Annotated in this window: 15 protein-coding genes and 1 tRNA gene; 13 read left to right on the forward strand and 3 right to left on the reverse strand. The window is 39.7% G+C overall.

The genetic code is table 11. From position 1 onward, the window contains the following. Nucleotides 1-11: 11 nt before the first annotated feature. Nucleotides 12-1,619, reverse strand: coding sequence for an NAD(P)/FAD-dependent oxidoreductase (locus ACO1QW_RS16400; protein WP_486260394.1), 1,608 nt, complete (start codon nucleotides 1,617-1,619; stop codon nucleotides 12-14). Nucleotides 1,620-1,763: 144 nt separating this feature from the next. On the opposite strand from ACO1QW_RS16400, the gene ACO1QW_RS16405 reads away from it, so the two are divergent. From ACO1QW_RS16405 to ACO1QW_RS16420, 4 genes are all read left to right on the forward strand, one after another. Further along, the gene (locus tag ACO1QW_RS16405) at nucleotides 1,764-2,510 is read left to right on the forward strand and encodes a 5'-nucleotidase C-terminal domain-containing protein (RefSeq protein WP_486260396.1); all 747 of its coding nucleotides are present in this window, start codon (nucleotides 1,764-1,766) and stop codon (nucleotides 2,508-2,510) included. Then, complete coding sequence (locus ACO1QW_RS16410) at nucleotides 2,500-3,432, forward strand: bifunctional metallophosphatase/5'-nucleotidase (RefSeq protein ID WP_486260398.1); 933 nt, start codon at nucleotides 2,500-2,502, stop codon at nucleotides 3,430-3,432. The genes ACO1QW_RS16405 and ACO1QW_RS16410 overlap by 11 nt, the downstream gene beginning before the upstream one ends. Nucleotides 3,433-3,568: 136 nt before the next feature. Continuing rightward, nucleotides 3,569-5,002: a chromosomal replication initiator protein DnaA gene (gene dnaA, locus ACO1QW_RS16415; RefSeq protein WP_486260399.1), complete on the forward strand. Its 1,434-nt coding sequence runs from the start codon at nucleotides 3,569-3,571 to the stop codon at nucleotides 5,000-5,002. A gap of 121 nt (nucleotides 5,003-5,123) precedes the next feature. Next, a tRNA-Pro gene (locus ACO1QW_RS16420) sits at nucleotides 5,124-5,197 on the forward strand. 64 nt (nucleotides 5,198-5,261) lie between these two features. On the opposite strand, the gene ACO1QW_RS16425 is transcribed toward ACO1QW_RS16420, so the two are convergent. Together ACO1QW_RS16425 and ACO1QW_RS16430 are read right to left on the reverse strand one after the other, a co-directional pair. After that, on the reverse strand, nucleotides 5,262-6,053 hold the full coding sequence (locus tag ACO1QW_RS16425; RefSeq protein ID WP_486260401.1) for a response regulator transcription factor: 792 nt from the start codon (nucleotides 6,051-6,053) through the stop codon (nucleotides 5,262-5,264). 33 nt (nucleotides 6,054-6,086) lie between these two features. After that, complete coding sequence (locus ACO1QW_RS16430) at nucleotides 6,087-9,272, reverse strand: ligand-binding sensor domain-containing protein (RefSeq protein ID WP_486260403.1); 3,186 nt, start codon at nucleotides 9,270-9,272, stop codon at nucleotides 6,087-6,089. Nucleotides 9,273-9,690: 418 nt separating this feature from the next. Here ACO1QW_RS16430 and ACO1QW_RS16435 point away from each other — a divergent pair, with 418 nt between their 5' ends. From ACO1QW_RS16435 to ACO1QW_RS16475, 9 genes are all read left to right on the forward strand, one after another. Continuing rightward, a complete protein-coding gene (locus ACO1QW_RS16435) occupies nucleotides 9,691-12,879 on the forward strand; it encodes a SusC/RagA family TonB-linked outer membrane protein (RefSeq protein WP_486260405.1) in 3,189 nt (1,062 codons plus the stop codon). Nucleotides 12,880-12,902: 23 nt separating this feature from the next. After that, nucleotides 12,903-14,879 carry a RagB/SusD family nutrient uptake outer membrane protein gene (locus ACO1QW_RS16440; protein WP_486260406.1) on the forward strand — a complete coding sequence of 659 codons (1,977 nt, stop codon included), beginning with the start codon at nucleotides 12,903-12,905 and terminating at the stop codon, nucleotides 14,877-14,879. A 31-nt stretch (nucleotides 14,880-14,910) separates the two neighbouring features. Next, nucleotides 14,911-16,113: a DUF4959 domain-containing protein gene (locus ACO1QW_RS16445; RefSeq protein WP_486260408.1), complete on the forward strand. Its 1,203-nt coding sequence runs from the start codon at nucleotides 14,911-14,913 to the stop codon at nucleotides 16,111-16,113. A gap of 23 nt (nucleotides 16,114-16,136) precedes the next feature. Continuing rightward, nucleotides 16,137-17,372, forward strand: a complete 1,236-nt coding sequence (locus tag ACO1QW_RS16450) for a DUF4998 domain-containing protein (RefSeq protein WP_486260410.1) — start codon at nucleotides 16,137-16,139, stop codon at nucleotides 17,370-17,372. 126 nt (nucleotides 17,373-17,498) lie between these two features. After that, nucleotides 17,499-18,485: a glycoside hydrolase family 43 protein gene (locus ACO1QW_RS16455; RefSeq protein WP_486260411.1), complete on the forward strand. Its 987-nt coding sequence runs from the start codon at nucleotides 17,499-17,501 to the stop codon at nucleotides 18,483-18,485. 69 nt (nucleotides 18,486-18,554) lie between these two features. Next, a complete protein-coding gene (locus ACO1QW_RS16460; RefSeq protein ID WP_486260412.1) occupies nucleotides 18,555-18,992 on the forward strand; it encodes a hypothetical protein in 438 nt (145 codons plus the stop codon). A gap of 52 nt (nucleotides 18,993-19,044) precedes the next feature. Further along, nucleotides 19,045-20,046: a glycoside hydrolase family 43 protein gene (locus ACO1QW_RS16465; RefSeq protein WP_486260413.1), complete on the forward strand. Its 1,002-nt coding sequence runs from the start codon at nucleotides 19,045-19,047 to the stop codon at nucleotides 20,044-20,046. Nucleotides 20,047-20,055: 9 nt separating this feature from the next. Beyond that, the gene (locus ACO1QW_RS16470) at nucleotides 20,056-21,615 is read left to right on the forward strand and encodes a glycoside hydrolase (protein ID WP_486260414.1); all 1,560 of its coding nucleotides are present in this window, start codon (nucleotides 20,056-20,058) and stop codon (nucleotides 21,613-21,615) included. A 232-nt stretch (nucleotides 21,616-21,847) separates the two neighbouring features. Further along, nucleotides 21,848-22,291 (forward strand): MaoC family dehydratase, encoded by a 444-nt coding sequence (locus ACO1QW_RS16475; protein ID WP_486260416.1) that lies wholly within the window; start codon nucleotides 21,848-21,850, stop codon nucleotides 22,289-22,291. The last annotated feature ends 1 nt before the right edge of the window (nucleotide 22,292 follow it).

Here is a 22,292-nt window from a genome sequence, read left to right on the forward strand (position 1 = left end):
GCAGAAACTTTTTAATCGGACGAACGGTTCACCTGCAAGGCAATGATGTTGGCAATGCGTTCGCCATCCATTGCTGCACTCACAATGCCACCCGCATAGCCAGCTCCTTCGCCACATGGATAAAGTCCTTTGATTTGCGGATGTTGCAGTGTTTCATTATCTCTGGGAATACGAACCGGTGATGATGTTCTTGATTCAGTTGCTACCACCACCGCTTCGTTCGTAAAATAACCACGCATTTTCTGACCGAATGCTTTAAACCCAAGCCGAAGATCATCGAATACAAATGCCGGAAGAACTTGGCGGAGATCAGCGCTGTTAAGCCCGGGCAAATAAGAAGAATCAGGAAGTGAAGAAGATGTTTTCCAATCGAACATATCAACCATGCGTTGTGCGGGCGCCACAAATTTACCACCGCCTGCATCAAATGCTTTTTGTTCGATTGTTTGCTGAAATTTCATTAGCAACAACGGATCGTTTTCATCTGTTTGGATTTTGGAGCTTGGGTATTGTCTTTTAAAATATTCAACCGCATCGTTCACTTCTATTGTTACTACCATGCCGCTGTTGGCAAATGCATTATTTCTTTTCGATGGGCTCCATCCATTTACCACCAACTCTCCAGGTGATGTAGCGGCAGGTGCTATAATACCGCCTGGGCACATACAAAAACTAAACACACCTTTGCCTTGTACCTGTTCAACCAAACTATAAGAAGCAGGCGGAAGAAATTCATCCCGGACAGGACAGCGGTATTGAATAGAATCGATCAACGATTGTGGATGCTCAACACGAACACCCAACGCAAACGGTTTTGCTTCGATCAGAATTTTATTTTGATGCAGCAGTTCAAAAATATCCCTTGCACTATGTCCCGTTGCAAGGATCACCGCATCCGCATGAATTGTTGTATGATGATTAACTTCGATGCCCTTTAATAAATCTCCGTCGAGAATAAAATTGGTAAGCTTTGTTTCAAAATGAACTTCGCCGCCGCAACTTAAAATGAACTCACGCATAGCAGTAATGATATGCGGCAACTTATTGGTGCCAATATGCGGGTGACTTTGATAAAGAATTTTTTCTTCGGCTCCAAAACGTACAAACAATTGAAGAATACGATCAATACTTCCACGTTTGCTGCTACGTGTATAAAGTTTTCCATCACTGTAAGTGCCAGCGCCACCTTCGCCAAAACAATAATTGCTTTCCGGGTTTACTTCCCCTTGCTTGTTTAATTCAGCAAGATCTCTTCTTCTTGCACGTACATCTTTTCCTCGTTCAATTACAATTGGCTTAATGCCCAACTCGATCAAACGTAAGGCAGCAAATAAACCTGCTGGTCCAGCACCAACAATAACTACATGTTTACCAGCGTTGCTCACATTGTTAAAATGGAAATCAATAACATCTCTTTGTTGTGCAGGTTCATTAATAAAAGCTTTAACGGAGAGATTCACCCAGGCTTGTTTACTTCTTGCATCAATCGATTGCTTCAGAATATGAAATCCGCTTACAGAAGAGAAAGGAACATTTGCTGTAGCAGCAATTTGTTCCTGGATAGAAGAACTATCAGATGCTTGTGAAGGCAGTAAACGAAGCGAAATTTGTTGTGGCATGTGTGTCAGGCAGTTAACCTAAAAACAAGAATTGAGGCAAAGATAATTGTAATTTTTGTGCTGATAAATTATGTCTTTCATCAACAAAAAACATTTTTTTTGTGGCCCTAAAAACAGTTATCTTTCAATAGTTACAAAAAGCAAATGAGAAAGCTTACTTCCGCTTATAGTCTTATCATTTTATTGTTTATTTCTTTTTCCTGCAACCCTGTTTACAGATCTTCTTCTGTTCAGTATATCGATTACCAGGTAGATGGTCAACGTAAGGATTCCTCCATACAAAAATTTCTTCAACCTTATGCCGATAGTGTAAATGGTAGTATGAATACCGTGCTGGGGCAACTGACTGTTGATCTTGAGAAACGGCAACCTGAAAGCAATCTTGGAAATTTTATGGCCGATGCTATGAAAGCGATGGCAGAGAAGTATTACCAAACAACAGTTGATGCTGCATTTATTAATTATGGAGGCATTCGTTTAAATGTTATAAAGGCCGGCGCTATTACAAGAGGAAAGATTTTTGAATTGATGCCATTTGATAATATTATTATCCTGCAAAAAATAAAAGGCTCTGTATTGCAGCAATTCCTTGATCATATTGTTGGCAGGGGAGGATGGCCGGTAGCGGGTACTACCATGCAAATAAAAGATAAGAAAGCCGTAAATGTTTTGATCGCTGGTAAACCAATTGATCCAAACATGACCTATACAATCGCAAACTCCGATTATGTAGCTAATGGTGGCGATAATAGCGATATGCTCCGGACTATTCCGCAAATTAATAATGGGTTTTTGCTCCGAGATGCATTGATAGAGTATGTGAAGGCACTTACTCAAAAAGGGGAATCTATTACAGCAACCATTCAAAACAGGGTTACGAATGCTCAGTAGAAGAAAATTTATACAACAAACTTCGTTCACAACGGCAGCATTGCTGGCAGGTAAGTTTTCGTCGGCTGAAGAAGTAACTTCGCAGCGACTGGTAATTCTACATACCAATGATGTGCATAGCAGGCTCGATCCTTTTCCAATGGATGGCAGCCGTAACCAGGGGCTGGGCGGTGTGGCAGCAAGAGCAAACTTAATTAATGAGATCAGGGCTAAGGAAGAACATGTGCTTTTGCTTGATGCAGGTGATATTTTCCAGGGTACTCCTTATTTTAATATATATAAAGGTGAACCGGAAATAATCGCAATGCAAAAGATGGGGTATGATGCATGCACAATGGGTAATCATGATTTTGATGCAGGGCTCGAGAATTTTGCACTGCAACTTCAGCATGCAACATTTCCCGTTTTATTATGCAACTACGATTTTACTGCAACACCCATGGAAAATAAATCACTACCTTATAAAATATTTAAGAAAGGAAAATTGAAAATCGGCGTTACTGGCGTGGGAATTGAAATGAAAGGACTGGTGCCGGATAACCTTGCAGGTAACACCAAATATCTTGATCCTGTGCAAAAGTTAAATGAAACTGCATCGATGCTCAAACGTGAAAAGGATTGTGATATGGTGATCTGTTTGTCGCATTTGGGATACCAGTACCGTGAAAATGCAAACAAGATTTGCGATCTCATTCTTGCAAAAGAAACCGAAGATGTTGACCTGATCATTGGTGGCCATACACATACGTTCTTAAATGAACCTGTGTTAGTAAAAAATAAAAAGAGCGAAGATGTTTTAGTAAATCAGGTGGGTTGGGCCGGTATTCAGTTGGGAAGATTGGATTACGAATTTTTCAGATATAAAAAGAAAAATATGACGGGAGCAAAAGCGTTATTGATAGGTAAAAAAACAGGGGAATAAAAAATTTTTTTTTCCACAAAAAGTGTTGATATTCGCCTTCCCCCTCAAGTTTTTTCATGATATTTTCATTATGAAAAATTGCCAAAGAGACAAACAGGAACATTATTAACTCATTATATAAACTGCTTTTGGAACAATGACGAAAACGGCTGATCAAGTTTGGAAAAGTTGTTTAACCATTATTAAGGATATAGTAGAGTGGCAACATTTCAAAACATGGTTTGAACCAATCAAACCTGTGGAATTAAAAAATAAGATCCTTACCATTCAAGTACCCAGCCAATTCTTTTTTGAATATCTGGAAGAACACTATGTTACATTGCTTGGAAAAACATTGAAACGTGAATTAGGTAAAGATGCTAATCTGGAATATCGCATCATGATGGATAGTGGTAATAATAATAACCAACCCATCACTATGGATGTTCCGGGCCACGGATATAAAACATATACAAATAACGAAATGGATTTTCCGCTAGTGATAAGTAACCCCGTCAAGAACCCGTTTGTAATACCGGGCTTGAAAAAGGTGCAGATCGATCCGCAGCTGAATCCCAACTATACATTTGATGCTTTTATTGAAGGTGATTGTAACCGTGTTGCACGCAGAGCCGGTAAAACAGTTGCTGACAAGCCCGGGGCAACTTCTTTCAATCCACTTGTAATTTATGGTGGTGTTGGTTTAGGCAAAACGCATTTAGCACAAGCTGTAGGTAATGAAGTAAAACGTCAGCATCCTAATAAAGTGGTGCTATATGTAAGCTCAGAAAAATTCATTAACCAGTTTGTTGATCATAGCCGAAATAATGCTATCAACGATTTCATCCATTTTTATCAGTTAGTTGATGTTTTGATCATTGATGATGTTCAGTTCTTCAACCGTGCTGAAAAATCGCAGGATGCTTTCTTCGCCATTTTCAATCATCTCCATCAAAGTGGTAAACAGTTGATCCTGTCATCAGACAAACCACCGAAGGATCTTGAAGGTGTGCAGGAACGTTTGCTCAGCCGTTTCCGCTGGGGCCTTAGTGCCGATCTTCAAATGCCTGACTACGAAACACGCATTGAGATCCTGGAAAAGAAGATGAAGAACGATGGTTTGGAAATGCATAAAGATGTGGTAAAGTATATTGCTTATAACATCAATACCAATATTCGTGAGCTTGAAGGTGCATTAATTTCATTATTGGCACAATCCTCGCTGAATAAAAAAGAGATCGATCTTGATCTTGCTAAAAAAGTGCTTAAGAACTTCGTTAAAACATCATCTAAAGAAATTACTATCGACGCCATTCAAAAGATGGTGTGCGATTACTTTGATGTGCCTTACGAAAAACTGTTACAAAAAACACGCAAGCGTGAAATAGTGCAGGCCCGCCAGATAACAATGTACCTGGCAAAGACATTTACAAAGAATTCACTCAAAACAATCGGTGAACATTTCGGCGGAAGAGATCATACAACCGTGATTCACTCTTGCCAAACTGTAAAAGATCTGATGGATACCGACAGTATGTTTAAAGAAAGCGTACTGGAACTGCAGCAAAAAGTTCAGTTAGCTGCAATGTAATTATACCCAAAACCCCGACCAACTCATTTGATCCCGGATTTCTTCAAGAATCCGGGATTTCTTTTGGCACTTTAGCAGCTTACAACTATTTTTGCAACCCCTTTGGGGAAGTTGAACACGGCGGGAGGTAGTTCAGCCCGGTAGAATACCTGGTTTGGGACCAGGGGGTCGCAGGTTCGAATCCTGTCCTCCCGACTGAAAAAAGGCAATCAAGAAATTGATTGCCTTTTGTTTTTATCAATATCGATGAACCTACTTCTTATTTTGTTTTACTGTCATCATCGGTTTTGTTGACTTGTTTATTTTTCTGGTACTCTGTTGGCGTCATTCCAAACTGTTTAAGAAAGATTCTGCCAAAATTTGTTTGTGATCCGAAGCCAACCATATCTGCTACTTCATAAATTTTATATTCACCGCTGGTAAGAAGTTCAGCGGCTTTTTTTAAACGGGTAAGATTGATCAGTTCATTAGGAGTAAGCTCAGTAACCGATTTGATTTTGCGAAACAAACTTGTGCGACCCATATTCATCAACTTGGCCAGTTTATCAACATCCAGTGTATGGTCTTCAATATTTGCCTGAATAAGATGATTTAGTTTTTCAAAAAATACCTCATCCGATTTGTTGTGGGCAATTGTTTTGAGGTGCGCAAACGGAGTATTGACAAAATAATCTCTCAACTTGTTTCTATTATTCAGCAGGCTTGCAACGTGCGCCTGCAGGTATTCGGTTTCAAATGGTTTTTCTATATAGGCATCCGCACCAAGACTAAGACCCTCAATTTTTGCCTGCAGTGTATTTTTGGCAGTAAGTAATATAACAGGGATATGACTGTATTCAAAGTTTGATTTTATTTCTGTGCACAATTCAAAACCGTCCATTACCGGCATCATCACATCGCTTATCACCAATTGAATCGATTTGGCCGACAGAAGTTTCAATGCTTCAGCTCCATTAATAGCTGTCAACACCTCGTAATGCTCATCCAATTCGTCAGCAATTACTTCCAGTAGCTCCTTATTATCTTCCACTAAAAGAATTCTTGGTTTCATTGTTTGTTGTTTGTTGATCAATGGCTGACTTACTTATACTTCAGAGATATTAAACGGTAACGTGAGCGAAAAGCAATTCATATCGTTTATTGGCGATTCAAGCACGAGCTCACCATTATGCAATTGTGTAAGTGACAAGGCTAATGCCAAACCTATTCCCGAACCTGTTTGCGCTTCTGTTTCCGGAATGCGATAAAAGGGCTCGAATATTTTTTCTTTTAATTCGCCCGGAATAAGGTACCCATCATTTTTTACAAGAATAGTAAAAGACTGCTCGTTTTTGTATTGCGACAGTAGTTCAACGCTGGCTTTGCTATGCGCAAATTTGATGGCGTTGCTGATAAGATTATTAATGATCTTGTTGAATGCATCCACATCAATGTTTGCAAGCAATTGATCTTTGGGTATGGTAGTTGTAAAAGAGAGGCCGTATTCTTCCGCAAGATCAGAAAAATCATTGCATGCATCTTCTACCAGTTGGGTAACATTCGTTTTGACAAAAGAAAGATGGAATTTTTCGATTTCCGTTTGCCTGAAATCTAATAATTGATTGGTAAGTTCAATAAGTCGGTTAGTATTACGATTCATTATTTTCAAACTGCGGTCAAATTCTGGAAGTGCTTCGGCGTTTCTTGTAATTTTTGAAAGTGGAACTTTGATTAGGGTGAGCGGTGTTTTAATTTCATGTGCAACGTTGGTAAAAAAATCAATTTTTGCATCCAGCAATTCTTTGTTCTTCGTTAATTGCATCTCCATCATTTCTCTTTCCTTGGCAACTTCAAGTTTTTCAAATTTTCGTTTATTCTGTTCTTCGGTTCTGTTGATGTAGTAACGAATGATAAAATAAACGAGCAGAAGGGAAAGAATAAAATAGCAGATATAAGCATAGCTGCTCAACCACCATGGTGGTAAAATACGAATCAATAATTTTTTTTCAAACGGACTTGCATTACCATAACTATCAAGTGCCCTTATTCTTAAATGATAAGTTCCCGAATGCAGCTCGGCAAAATCGAGCCGCCTGTTTTTCTTCAGTGATACCCAATTGTTCCCGAGTTCTTCCATTTGATAAGCATACTGAATAGTTTCTGTTGCCGTATAGGCTAGCGCTGCAAAATCAATACTAAATGTCGATTGATTATGCGTCAGTACAATTGTATCTGTATAAATAATAGATGCGTTTAGTGGTGAGCCTTTTTTTCCTATGCCTATCTCCTGGTTCGAAATTTCAAAGTTTGTAATAAAAACGGGAGGGGAGAAGGTAGATTGTCGGAAATCTTTTGGATGAAAGCTAATTAATCCTTTTGTGCTGCCAAAATACATACGTCCATCTCCATCTTTAAATGCTGAACTGTAATTAAATTGATCACTGATCAATCCATTGGCAGTTGTAAAAACATCGGCTTTTCCTGTTGTTGGAATAAACCGCACAAGACCTTTGGTTGTGCTGATCCAGAGTTCGCCTGCAAAAGACTCAAGAATGGAGAACATAAAATTGCTGGGGAATCCGTTCGACGTTCCATAGCGGGTAAAATTCTTTGTCTGCCTGTTCCATTTGCATAAGCCATCTTCCGTTGTAAACCATAAGTTATTTTTACTGTCTTTGAAAACAGAATTTATACGGTCGCTGCTCAGGCTATTGACATCATTTTCCTTATGAAGAATTGTGCCACCCTTGCGTGTAGCCGGGTTATAAAAATGAATTCCTCTTCCAAATGTTGTAGCCCAAATAGTACCACTATCATCTTTCAATATACTTGTGTACCAATCCCATTCTGGAAAACCTTCTACTCTTTTTAATTGATCAGCTTTTCGATCATACCTGTAAATACCCAGTGTTGTTCCTATTAAAATGCTATCATGATTGATAGCATAAACACAATAAATAAAATTGCTCGATAAAACACTTCCGTTACCTACCTGGAAATGTTTGACAACTTTTCCCGTGCGAATATCCATTACATCTAATCCATGTTCAAAAGTGCCGATCCATAATTCGTTACCAGAAATTTCTAAACCATGCAGATTAAAAAACGAAAGGCTGCCTGGCTTTCCAGTTGCTGCATAATGTGTAATTGCACCGGTAAGTGGATTGTATTTGTTAAGCCCCGCATCTTCGGTACCGATCCATAAATGACCCTCGCTACTCTGTTTTATCTCTCGTACTACATTACCGCTAAGTGTGTGTTCGTTCCCTGCCGGAGTAAATTTTGTAAATGGAGTTGTTTGTTTTGGATGATAGTTAATGCCGCCAAAATAAGTGCCCACCCATATTCCCCCTTCTTTATCACTGCACATTGTTTCAATTGCATTGTCGGAAAGAGAGTAAGGACTGTTATAATTTTTTTCCAATTGTATGCCTTTACCGGTTTGCAGATCGTAAACAAAAATGCCCGCTGCTGTGCCCAACCAGAATTCATTTGCTGAAACTTGCAGAATCCTTTTTACGTAAAAGTTTGTTTCACGGTTTAAAGTGAGAGGTAAGTCGATGTATGTTTTTTTTACCGGATCTATCAATTTCACATCAGCGTTATTCGTGCCGGCCAATAGTTGCCCGTTGTTGGTTTGCACGATGGTTTCAATATACTTGTATTTTGTAGCATCTGTATTTTTAAACAACGGGATATTAGAGAAAGAACGATTGGCCGCATTATATTTTTTTAATTCACCTGTAGCTGTTCCCACCCATACATCTCCCTGTGGAGTTGCGCACACTGCACTTGCAATAAAGAATGTGGGATGATCAAAATAATCAAGTGCATTATTTGCCAAAGCGTATTTGCAAACTGCAAAGCCGGAGATAAACCATAGATTGCCTTTTGTGTCACCAGTAAGTTTAAAAACACTATGCTCTTTTGTGGAAGGTAAAAGTTTAAACTCTTCTGTTTTGTCAATGTATTGATACAAACCTTTGTCGGTACCAACATATAAGCGTCCTTGTTTATCCTCGTAGAGTGATTGTATAAAGTTGTTGCCGATGCTGTTGCTATCGTTTACATTTTTTCTAAACGTTTTAAAAGCATAACCATCAAAACGGTTCAAACCGTCTTTTGTACCAAACCACATGAAACCTCTTTTATCCTGTAATGCACAGATGACGCTGTTGTGAGAAAGTCCATTCTCCACCTGGTAGCGCTTGAAATAGTAGGGTTGCGCAAACAGCTGAAAATGAAACAGCAACAGCATGGATGAAACACATATGGCTCGTAAATAACGCAATAGTTACTTGTTGAAGGTTTAATTGATTTCAATAGAGCTGGGAATGCTTCTTTTGAAAATTGGTACTATTTGTTGAAATATCGGAATTTTTAGTCGAACTGAATAAATTAATATTTGTCAAATTTACACTTATTAATTTTTAACGACTAAAACGACTTGCTATGACCCCTACAGCCCTACCTTTTTTTATTTCTACCTGATGATTTGAATTTGTTCTGCATTCGGAAAGTTTCCAAAGGGTTTCTTTTCTGATGCGGTGTCTTATTCGAACTTTTTTTTGATCAGTATGCTTTATCGAAAGAGATGAGACATACAGGTTATGGTATCCCTATGTCCAACCGGCAACCTCTTACACCTGCTCGTTAACCAAAACGTACAAGGTTCTATTTTTTATTAATTAAACAAGTATTGATTGCTCATGAAAGAATTAGTAACTATTAAAGCTGGCAAAAGAGCTTATGCTTTATTAGCAATGTTGCTCTGCCTTTCAGTTACGCTCTTTGCGCAGGAGAATGAAATTACTGTAAAAGGTAATGTTCGTTCCGATTCTGCGGTGCTGCAAGGCGTAACTGTTCAGTTGAAATCTGATGCTAAGAGAGCTACTCAAACAGATGACAAAGGAAATTTCACCTTAAGGGTGCCTTCGCAAGGAACGCTGGTTATTTCAAGTGTGGGATTTGAGACACAGGAAATAGCGGTGAAGGGTCAAACTTCTATTAATGTAGTGTTGAAAAATGCCAGCGGTGCTCTTGGCGATGTCGTTGTTATTGGATTTGGTGGCACCAGGAAAAAAGAAAGTATGGTGAGCTCCATTACAACTGTCAACGTAAAGGAGTTAAAAGGACCAACCGGTAACCTTACTAATGCTATCGCCGGACGTATTCCTGGTGTTATTTCTTTTCAACGTAGTGGTGAGCCTGGTTTAGGTACCGATAACTCTGCTTTTTACATCAGGGGTTTGTCAACGTTTGGTACAGGTAAACAAGATCCACTCATTTTAATTGATGGTGTTGAATCATCACCTACTGATCTTGCCCGTTTACAACCCGATGATATTTCCGACTTCTCGGTATTGAAAGATGCTGCTGCAGCCTCGGTATATGGTGCACGTGGTGCAAATGGTGTTGTATTGGTGAATACAAGAACAGGTAAAGAAGGTGCAGCCAAGTTTTCGTTCCGTGCAGAAAATCGTGTGTCATCAAACACGAAGAATTTTAATATGGCTGATAATATTACTTATATGCAGTTAGCAAATGAAGCAGCGCTTACACGTTCGCCTCTTGCTATGCAGCCTTATACACAAAATAAAATTGAACATACAAAAGCTGGTGACGATCCTTATTTGTATCCCAACAATAACTGGATCGACCAGCTGATAAAAAAATATACCGTTAACCAAAGTTATAACCTCAATGTAAGTGGTGGAACAAGCAGAACCCGCTACTATGTTGCAGGTACTTACAACCAGGATAATGGATTATTGAAACTTGATCCCATCAATAATTTCAACAGTAACATCAAACTCAAAAACTATTCTATCCGTTCAAATGTAAACCTCAACCTTTCTGATAATACCGAATTGATCATTCGTATGTATGGTCAGTTCGATGATTATAACGGACCAATTGGTGGAGGTTCTGCAACATTCAATAATGCACTTTGGGCCAACCAGGTAATGTTTCCTGCAAGGTATCCGCAATCAAAGCTTCCCTACATTACGCATCCGTTATTTGGTTCTGCTAGAACGGTTGACGCAAACGGCTTGACTTCTACTTTGTATGTTAATCCTTATGCGCAAATGGTACGTGGTTATTCAGTATATAAAACATCTAATCTTCAACCACAGGTAGAGCTAAAACAAAACCTTGATTTCCTTACAAAAGGTTTGAGTTTTCGTGCAATGGGTTATTTAAGAAGATATTCTTTTTATTCTGTTGACAGAAGCTATAATCCTTTTTACTATTCAGCCATTGTTGATCCAACAACGCAGGATTATAATCTTACCGTGTTAAATGATGGTAGTGCAACATCTATTGGAACAGTAGGTACAGAATACTTAGGTTATGCAGAAGGTACAAAAACAGTTGACTCACGTTTCTGGCTGGAAGGATCAGTTACCTATAACCGTGTATTTAAAAAGCACAATGTTGGTGGTAACATCATTGCAGTAATTTCAAACTACGAAACAGGAAATGCTGGTAGCGTTACTGCTTCTTTACCGCAACGCAACCAAACATTATCCGGACGTTTTACTTATGGTTTTGATAACCGCTATCTTGCTGAATTCAACTTTGGTTATAACGGTTCTGAACGTTTTGCACAGAATAATCGTTTTGGTTTCTTCCCCTCAGCAGGTATTGCTTACCGCATTTCAAACGAAAGGTTTTTTGAACCATTGAAAAAAGTAGTGACTGATCTTAAATTCCGTGCTACATATGGTTTGGTAGGTAACGACCAGATCGGAAATATCAACGATCGCTTCTTCTATTTATCAAATGTAAATCTTAACGACGGTGGCTTTGGTGCATCGTTTGGCCGCAACGATGGTGCAGGTACTTATGGCCGCAATGGTGTTTCTATTTCACGTTATGCAAACGACGATATTACCTGGGAACAATCACGTTCAATGAACCTTGGTATGGATATGAAATTGTTTTACGATCTCAACATTACTGTTGATGTGTACAAACAATGGCGTTCACAAATTTTGCAGGCGAAGTCAACGGTTGAATCTGCTGCCGGCTTCTCTGCTATTCCTTCTTCAAACTATGGTAAAGCAGAAACACAGGGTATTGATGTTGCAATAAACTATCAACGTTCCATTGGTAAAAATGCATGGATGAATATAAGGGGTACACTTACTTACGCAACAAGCAAAGTAAAAGTAACGGATGAAATTGTTTATCCATCAAACATAGCATACCTCTCAAGAGCAAATCATTCCATCAGCCAAACCTGGGGGTTGATTGCTGAACGATTGTTTATCGATCAGAAAGAAGTAGCCAACTCACCGGTGCAATTTGGTGACCTTGGTTTATTGGCAGGTGATATTAAATACAAAGATGTAAATGGTGATGGTTTGATCAACAATGATGACATGGTGCCAATTGGTTATCCTCAACAACCTGAGATCATTTATGGCTTTGGTGCATCTTTTGGTATTAAGCGTTTCGACTTCAGCTTTTATTTCCAGGGTGCGGCACGCAGTTCATTCTTTATTAATCCATGGAACATTCAACCATTTTATTTGAATGGTGGTTATCAGAATAATTTATTGAAAGTTATTGCCGATGATCATTGGTCAGAAGATAATCAGAACCCTTATGCATTCTGGCCACGCCTCAGCACATGGAGAGTGAATTCAAACAATCAAACTTCTACATGGTGGTTACGTAATGGTGCTTTCTTACGCCTGAAAAGTGTAGACATGGGTTATACGTTACCTGATTTTAAAGCTTTGAAATTAAAAGGCACTCGTGTTTATTTCTCTGCTACCAATCTTTTTATACTCAGCGGATTTAAACTCTGGGATGTTGAAATGGGTGGCAATGGTTTAAACTATCCCATTCAATCTGTTCACAGCATGGGTGTGCAACTCAACTTTTAATTTAATTATTCAACAGTTAAGCAATGAATACAAAAATCAATCATAAAGTTGTAAACAGGAGAATGCTTTTTGCTGCAGCTCTTCTTGTTCTAGCAACAACATTTAATTCCTGCCGCAAGTATCTCGATGTGGTGCCGGATAATATTTCAACTATCGACAACGCATTTAAACTGCGTGTTGAAGCGGAGAAGTTTTTATTTACCTGTTATTCTTATTTGCCTAAGAATGGCGATGGCTGGTACAATGCAGGAATGGCTGCTGCAGATGAAATTTGGTTACCGCAAGATGATCAAACACACTGGCATGCTGCATTCCGTATTGCACAAGGTCAACAAAATGCTGCAGATCCTTACTTTAACGAATGGGCAGGCTGGAGAAAAGGCGGTACGGGCAACACTCGTTATGATCATCAGAAAATATGGAATGGCATTCGCAACTGTAACATCTTTTTAGAGAACATGGCTGATATGACCAAAGTGCCCGATATCAATCCTGCTGAGCGTTCACGTTGGATTGGTGAAGTGTTGTTCCTGAAAGCATTTTATCATTATTACATGTTGCGAATGTATGGTCCTATTCCACTCATTAAAGAAAATGTTGCCGTGGAAGCTGATCCTGCAAGTTCTTATGTAAAACGTGCGCCGGTTGATGAATGCGTTGAGACTATCACATCATGGCTCGATAGTTCAATCACCTTATTGCCTGCACGCATTCAAAATGAAAACACAGAATTGGGAAGAATTACGCAGCCCATTGCATTAGCTGTTAAAGCAAAACTGCTGGTGATGGCTGCAAGCCCGTTGTTTAATGGTAATCCTGACTTTGCAAATTTTAAAGATAAAGAGGGTGTGGCATTATTCAACCCAACACCTGATCCCGACAAATGGGAAGCAGCAAGAGATGCAGCAAAAGAAGCAATTGATGCAGCTGAAGCAAATGGCTTTGCACTTTACTATTATAAAAACGATATCCATAACCTTAGTACTGAAACAAAAACTCAATTGAATGTCCGCAATGCAGTTACTGAACGCTGGGGTTCTGAAACGGTATGGGGTAATTCACTCATGTACTTCCCCAATGAAGCATTGTGTATGCCTCCAATGACAAGAGGAAGTAACACGAATCGTTTTCAGTTGCAAGGTGTGTGGGCACCACCAATCAAAATTGCCAAAATGTTTTACACTTCTAACGGTGTACCAATTGAAGAAGACAAAACATTAAATTTTGCAAACTACGATCAACTGCGCACAGCAACAGCAGCTGAGAAATATTACATTGAACCAGGATTTGTAACCGCACGTTTAAATTTCGACAGGGAGCCACGCTTCTATGCCAACTTAGGTTTTGATGGCGGCATTTGGTATATGAAAGACGGTAACGCAACGGGTAGTGATATTGGTACTTACTATGTAAAGGCCAAGAACGTTGAGAGCGCAGGGTTTGGTCATTTTACCAACTGGAGTGAGACTGGTTATTTTGTAAAGAAACTTGTTAGCTGGCAATCGACAACCGCAGGAACAGCAGCACCTGTATGGCGTTCATATCCTTGGCCCGAAGTTCGTCTTGCTGATCTTTATCTTCTTTATGCAGAAGCAGAAAATGAAGTAAATGCCGGATCAGCCACTGCTATTTCATATGTTGATAAAGTAAGAGAGCGTGCGGGATTAAAAGGTGTTGTTGAATCATGGACAAACTTCTCTAGCACACCTGGCAAATATGCAACACAGGCAGGTTTGCGTTCAATCATTCATCGTGAACGTACATTGGAATTGATGTTTGAAGGTCAACGTTTCTGGGATCTTCGTCGCTGGAAAGAAGCGCCCGATGAATTGAACAAAGACATTACCGGCTGGAGTGTGCAAGGAAAAACAGACGGCACTTACTACAAAGAGAAATTCATTTTCAGTCAGCGTTTTGTTGCGCCACGTGATTACTTCTGGCCAATCGGCAATTATGATACACGTCGTAACCCGAACCTCGTAGAAAACCCAGGCTGGTAATCTGATTCTAACAATCAAGAAAAAAATTACAATGAAACTGATCAAACTAATAATTCCCTCTTTGCTTCTTACAGCATTCATTATTGCATCGTGCAGTAAAGAGCTGGAAACACACACGCCCATCAGCAACGATCCAACCGTTCCTGCACAAATAACTGAAGTAACAGTTACAAACGGAAGGGGCAAAGCAACGATCTCTTACAAGTTGCCAAACGATCCTAAGCTGATGTATGTTAAAGCTGTTTATACCATTACTACGGGTAAACAATATGAAACAAAAGCATCGTACTATAACAACTCATTGGTGGTGGAAGGTTTTGCCGATACACTGGAACATGAAGTGAAATTATATTCTGTAAGTCGTTCAGAAGTAGCATCACAACCTGTTACAGTAAAAATAAAACCATTGGCTGCCCCTATCTGGGATGTATACCGCAGTATAAAAGTGGAAGATGCATTTGGTGGTTATAATCTTACTGCAGTGAATGCATCAAAGGCAAACATTTCAATTATTGTAACCAAACCTAACGTGTTTAAAGAGTATGAAATTGATAACAACAAAACAGTGTACACAAATGTAGATAGTGTACTGTCAAAGATTCGTGGTCTTGATACAGGCAATTATCGTTTTGGATTTTTAGTAGTTGACAGGTGGGGAAATAAAACAGATACGATGTACAAGATCGTAAACCCGATTTTTGAAACGCAACTTGATCCATCTAAATTTTCAAGTCTTGTATTACCAGGTGATGCAAAACAGGTAACAAACGGAGCAGCTCTGCAGTTTGCATGGGATGGAAAATTGGGTTGGCCCTATACAAGTTTCACCGACCAGGTTCCTAGTGGCAGTGGTCCGAACATGATCACATTCAATACAGGTGTATTAGCAAAACTCAGTCGTATCTGGATTCGTCCCTTCCCTGAAGGAACACGTTTTTATTATCTCACTACCATGAAGCGTTTTGAAATATATGGTTCCGATAATCCAAACCTCAATGGTGCTTTAGATAATACGTGGAAGTTGCTGGGTTCATACACAGTGAAAAAACCTTCGGGTTTACCTTATGGTACTGACGATGCGAATGACCAGGCAACTGCAGCAGCAGGTTTTAGCTGGGAAATTGATTTGGCTGCACCAAAAGTGAAATATATCCGCATCCGTTGCCTTGAGAATTTTGCAGGGGGTACTGCGCAAAGCATTAATGAACTAAAAGTGTATGGCGATCCACGTTAATCATTCACAATAAAAATAAACACATGCAAAAACAATATAAAAAGCTTTCGGTGATCGCAATGCTGGTGCTTGCATTGGCTGCTTGTTCAAAGTGGGATGATTATAAAAAATATACAGAAGAAGGCGAAGTAATCTATACCGGCAAAATTGATTCTGTAAAAACATATCCCGGTAAACAACGTATAAAAATAACGGGCCTATTACCCGCCGATCCAAAAATTGCAAAAGCAAAAATTACCTGGAACGATGGAAAAGATTCTATTGAGTACGCCATCACAAAAGGAACGGGCATTGATAGCTTTAGCAAAATCGTATCGGTACCGGAAGGTATTTACAATTTCACCATTCAAACGTTTGATGCAGTTGGTAATAAATCAATGAAGGTGAATGCTGCAGGTACAGCATACGGTCCTAAATATGAAAGTGGTTTGAGCAACAGGGTGATAACACGTGCTGAATTAATGCCAAGCGGAAAAACTGAATTGGCCTGGGATAATCTTGATGCAGCTTCAGGTGCATTAGGTACCTGGGTGCGTTATACAAAAGTGGGGGATGTGGTGGATTCACTTTTTGTTCCGCTATCACAAACGTTAACAACGTTGAATAGTTTTAAGTCGGGAACATCGGTGATCATACGCACATTATATCTCCCGAAACCAAATGCGATTGATACATTCAGCAGTCAACAGCAAACAGTAGGGGTGAAATATGAAATCACAAGTCAGTATTTATCTAATACAGGACCGGGTTTTCAATATGCAACATTGGCTGGCAGATGGGGCACACTCGCTGCTCCGTGGATCACCAATGCAGCAGCAAAAAATAAAGGCGGTGTAAACGGAGGTTTTTCTTCAGATGCAGGTGGGGTTATTAATTGGGAAACATGGGATAATACTCCCGTTACCAATGGTATCATTTACCAGGCAACATCTTCGCCATTACCCGCAGGCAGATACATCGTTTCATTTGATGAATATTCGGAGCTCCAGGCAAATTCAACAATTTACTGTGTAGCGGCAGCAGGTGGAACGGGAATTCCTGTTCTTGCGAATCTTTCTACAGCCTTGGGATCTGTTGGTGCTTATAATGCTACACCAGTTGGAAAAACTTCGCCAAGCGCCACCGATACAAGAAGCTTTACGTTCACGCTTTCTGCTCCAACAGTAGTGTCAATTGGCTTCCTTGCTAATATCGTTGGAAGCGGTAACCCTGGAAGTTATATCCAGATAAAAAGAATTCAATTGTTTAGCAGCAATTAAATAGAATAGGGAAATGAAATTGGCTCCCACAAATTATTGTTAGGGTCATAATCGACAGAAAGGCCCCCATGTTTCTACAGGGGGCCTTCTTTATTCAAAATAAAAAATGATAAATAACAGAAAGAGATGTTGAAGAAAGTAGTTTGTTTAGTTTCAGTAACAGTTGTTATATGTGTAATGAGCACATCCTTGTATGCGCAAAAAACAAAAACGGTTTACAGCGACTCCGTTCCTTTTAATCCTATTATACGTGATAAGTTTACTGCCGATCCTGCAGCGCTGGTTTACAAGGATACGGTGTATTTATATACGGGCCATGACGAAGCACCAAGAGGCCAGGCACGTTATGTAATGAATGAATGGCTTTGTTATTCTTCAATCGACATGATCAACTGGAAAGAACATCCTTCGCCTTTGAATGTAAAAGCATTTACATGGGCGAAAGCCGATGCATGGGCATCACAAGTTATTGAGCGCAACGGAAAATTTTATTGGTATGCCGCTGTTGAACATAAAACCATCGGCGGTAAAGCAATTGGTATTGCAGTAGCTGATAATCCAACCGGACCGTTTACAGATGCGTTAGGCAAAGCTATTATCACAAACGATATGACGAAGACAACAGGAATATCATGGGATGATATTGATCCATCTGTATTCATCGACAAAGACGGGCAAGCTTATTTGTTTTGGGGAAATACTAAATGCTACTACGTGAAACTAAAAGAGAATATGATTGAATTTGAGGGAGCTATACAAGTTGTAGAAGGCTTGCCAAAATTTACAGAGGCACCGTGGATACATAAACGCAACGGCTGGTATTATCTTTCCTATGCTTACCAATTTCCAGAAAAGATCGCTTATGCCATGAGCAAAAACATCAATGGCCCCTGGCAATACCAAGGTATACTGAATGAAGTGGCAGCCAACAGCAATACCAATCACCAGGCAATTATTGAATTTAAGGGCAAATGGTATTTTATTTATCACAATGGTGTGCTGGCCGATCATGGTGGGTTTCATCGTTCGGTTTGTATCGATCGGTTGTATTATAATAAGGACGGAACGATGAAACGTATTGTAATGACGAGTGAAGGCTTGTTGAAAAAATAAGAAGGCATGCTTTGATCTTATTTAAATTCAAAAATCATTTAGCATTATCTATTACTAAAAGCATTAATTATGAAAAAGACTTTCGCTTTCCTTTTGATCTCGTCCGTTTTATTTACTTCATTTACGAACCGAAATGAAAATTTTTCCGCAACTGATATGATTGGTGTGTGGACAACCGGTGACCCAACCCATCTACAAACGTTTCATATAAAAGTGTTTGAGAAAAACGGAGATTATTACAATGTTGGTTTTGAAAATGGAGTGACGATCATGTCGCATAGAGGTAAATATGAAATAGTAAACAACACGCAGTACAGCGAACACGTCTCTGAACTATGGCATAAGGCTGTATGGGATTTAAGAGGAAAAAAGTTTATTAATCAGTACAAGTTTAGTGAAGACAAAAAGAAACTCTTTCTTAGTGGGGTCGTTTTTTCAAAGGATGGTAAAGATTCTTTGAAATGGGCGCATGTGTACAGTAGAGTTGAAATTCCTGTAGCCGATTAACATCTCAATTACGATATTCGTATCAAAAAATATTCTCCCAACAACAACTTGTATGAAGAGAGCCTGGATGAGTTTAATCAGCTGTTTATTTTTCACCTGTCTGCTGTCGGCACAGGAAAGACGAAAGCCCGAGGTAAGAAAAAATGTTCCGCTCGATTCAATTGTATTGAGCGATCCGTTTATCCTTGCCGATGCAAAAACAAAACTGTATTACTTGACAGGCACCGGTGGTGCATTATGGAAGAGCAAAGATTTAAAGTTGTGGGAGGGGCCCTACAGAATTGCTAAAACAGATTCCATTTCGTGGATGGGGCCTTCACCAATGATATGGGCTGCAGAAATTCACTCCTACCAAAACAAGTATTATTATTTCGCAACCTTTACCAACAGGAATGTAAAAATTGATACGGTGAACGGTACTGCAATTGAACGACGTGCATGTCATGTGCTGGTGAGCGATGAGCCGGATGGCCCTTATGTGCCAATGAAGGATGAAGTTTATTTGCCAGCCAACATGCCAACACTAGATGGCACATTGTGGATCGATAAAGATGGCAAACCTTACATGGTTTATTGTTACGAGTGGTTGCAAAACTTAAATGGTACGATTGAAAAAATAGAATTGAAAAAAGATTTGAGCGGAACTGTTGGCAAGTCAACTTTATTATTTCGTGCAAGCGATGCACCATGGAGTCGTGAAAAAGATGCGAATGGAAATGATAAACCCAACAAAGTAACAGATGGGCCGTGGCTCTTCGAAACAAAAACAGGACGATTGGGAATGATCTGGACAAGCTGGATCTACGATGTGTACACACAAGGTGTTGCTTATTCAACAAGCGGTACACTCGATGGTCCGTGGGTGCAGGAGAAAGAGCCGATTACGCCGCCCAATTTTGGTCATGGTATGCTGTTCCGCACGTTTGATGGTAAGTTGTTGATGTCGGTACATAGCCATAAAGAAGTGAATGGACGCTATCGTCGTATTCCGCATTTGTTTGAAGTGGATATTTCAAGCGATCGTTTAATAGTTGGTAAATGTTTTATTCCTTAATTCTGCTGCATGTATAGAATTCGCTTTGTGTTGTTGTTTTTAGTTGCGCAATGTTGTGTGCATGCAACTGCACAAACTGTAACATTTACCATCGATCTGAAACGTACTGCACAAACCATCGAAAACATCGGAGCATCAGGCGCATGGTACAGCGAAGAAATCGGTAAGTATTGGCCCGATGAAAAGAAGGAACGCATGGCTGAGCTGTTGTTCAGTAAAGCATTCGATTCTTCTGGTAATCCTTTGGGCATTGGCTTATCGGCATGGCGTTTTAATATTGGTGGTGGAACGTTTGAGCAAGGCGACAGCAGCGGTATCCGTAATACGTTTCGCAGAGTAGAAAGTTTTCTTTCAGCTGATGGTACCTACGATTTTACAAAGCAGCAAGGTTATGTGTGGTTCACAAAGAAAGCTGTTGCATATGGCGTGAAGGATCTGATTGCATTCTCCAACACGCCACCTGTACAATTCACCAAAAATGGACTGGGCTTTCGTACACAAAAAGATTTTGTTACGAATTTAAAGGACGACCAATACAGTGAGTATGCAGGGTTCTTAGCAACCGTAATCAAACACTTTAACAAAGAAGGAGTTCAATTCAACTATATCAGTCCCGTTAATGAACCGCAGTGGGATTGGTCGGCAAAGTTTGGGCAGATGAACCAGGAAGGTTCGCCCTGGCATAATAAAGACATTTATAAAATAGCGGTGCAGCTCGATAGTGCATTAACTGCTCAACAACTCACTACAAAAATTCTTATCACAGAAGCCGGAGACTTAACTTATTTGTACAGTGGTAACAATCATGCATCGAAACAGCTGCAACAGTTTTATGCAAAGGATAGTAAATTGTACCTGGGAAATCTGAAGCATCTCCATAAAGTAATAGAAGGCCACAGTTACTTTACTGATCATGGTGATGGAAACATCATCAACGTAAGAAAAAAAGTAAACGATACTGCTGCGAAATACAATGTTCCCTTCTGGCAATCGGAGTACAGTATGCTGGGCGATGGTTATAAGGAAGGATCGAAGGAACGACGATCGTCAATGGACTGTGCATTGTTTCTTGCAAAAATGATTCATCATGATTTTACAGTAGCCAATGCAACTGCCTGGCATTTCTGGAATGCATGGGAGCCTGGCCGTGCAGATGCAGAAACACGTTACAACTTAATTGCTTTGCGCAATATAGCTGATCCTGCAAAAGCTGACTATACTGTCACAAAAAATCTTTGGGCACTGGGGCATTACAGCCGTTTTGTGCGGCCGGGTATGCAACGTATTGTTATAGAACGAAACGATGGATTGAGTTTATTGCAACAAGCGCAGGATGTCATGCTATCTGCATTTGCAAATAAAACCACTGCAACTTTCGTGATCATTAATTATAGTTCTTCCTCAAAAACACTTGATCTCAGCCTTCCAGGAGTTAGAAAACTGAAACAAATTCAGCGTTACAACACTTCTGCTGCTTCGGGCGATGACATGAAACCTTCCCCGCTACATTCAATGAAAGGAATTGAATTACCGGCTCGATCAATAACAACATTGGTGGTTGAGTTTTAGCAATCACTTGTAAGTTTTCTTTACTCAGAAAGTAGCCATTTCCCGTCCATGCTGTACTATTTCGGTATTGTTCGTCAATGTGTTGGCTGCTGGTGGTAAAATAATCCATCAAATCAGTAAAACCTTCCATTGAACACCCCGGCAGGCTGGTTTACCTTGAACTTCAGATTAAACGGCTGATTTTGCCCTTTTGCAAACAGCCTGTTTTTAGTAAAACTGATTGCAGCCAGCTATGTTTATACAGAAGTATTTCGAGGAATTTAAACTCAACGATGTTCGCCAAACCAAGGGCCGCACTATCACCGAAACTGATATTGTGATCCACGCCGGTCAATCAGGCGATTTTTTCCCTCATCATATGGACGAAGAGTGGTGCAAAAGTCAACCGTTCAAAAAACGTATTGCACATGGCACGCTCATCTTCACAGTGGCCATTGGTCTTACTGCCGATTTTATTAATGAAGTGAGTATGACGTATGGTTATGAACGCCTGCGTTTCATTAAACCCGTATTTATTAACGATACTATTAAAGTAACAGTAACCATAAAAGATCTGAAAGAACATAAGAAACCGGAATTTGGTTTAGTAACTGAATTGGTAGAATGTTTTAACCAGCAGAACGAATTAGTGATGCTTTGCGAACACATCTTAATGGTTAAAAAAGCAAACAGCTAAC

The organism is Lacibacter sp., assembly GCF_057361365.1.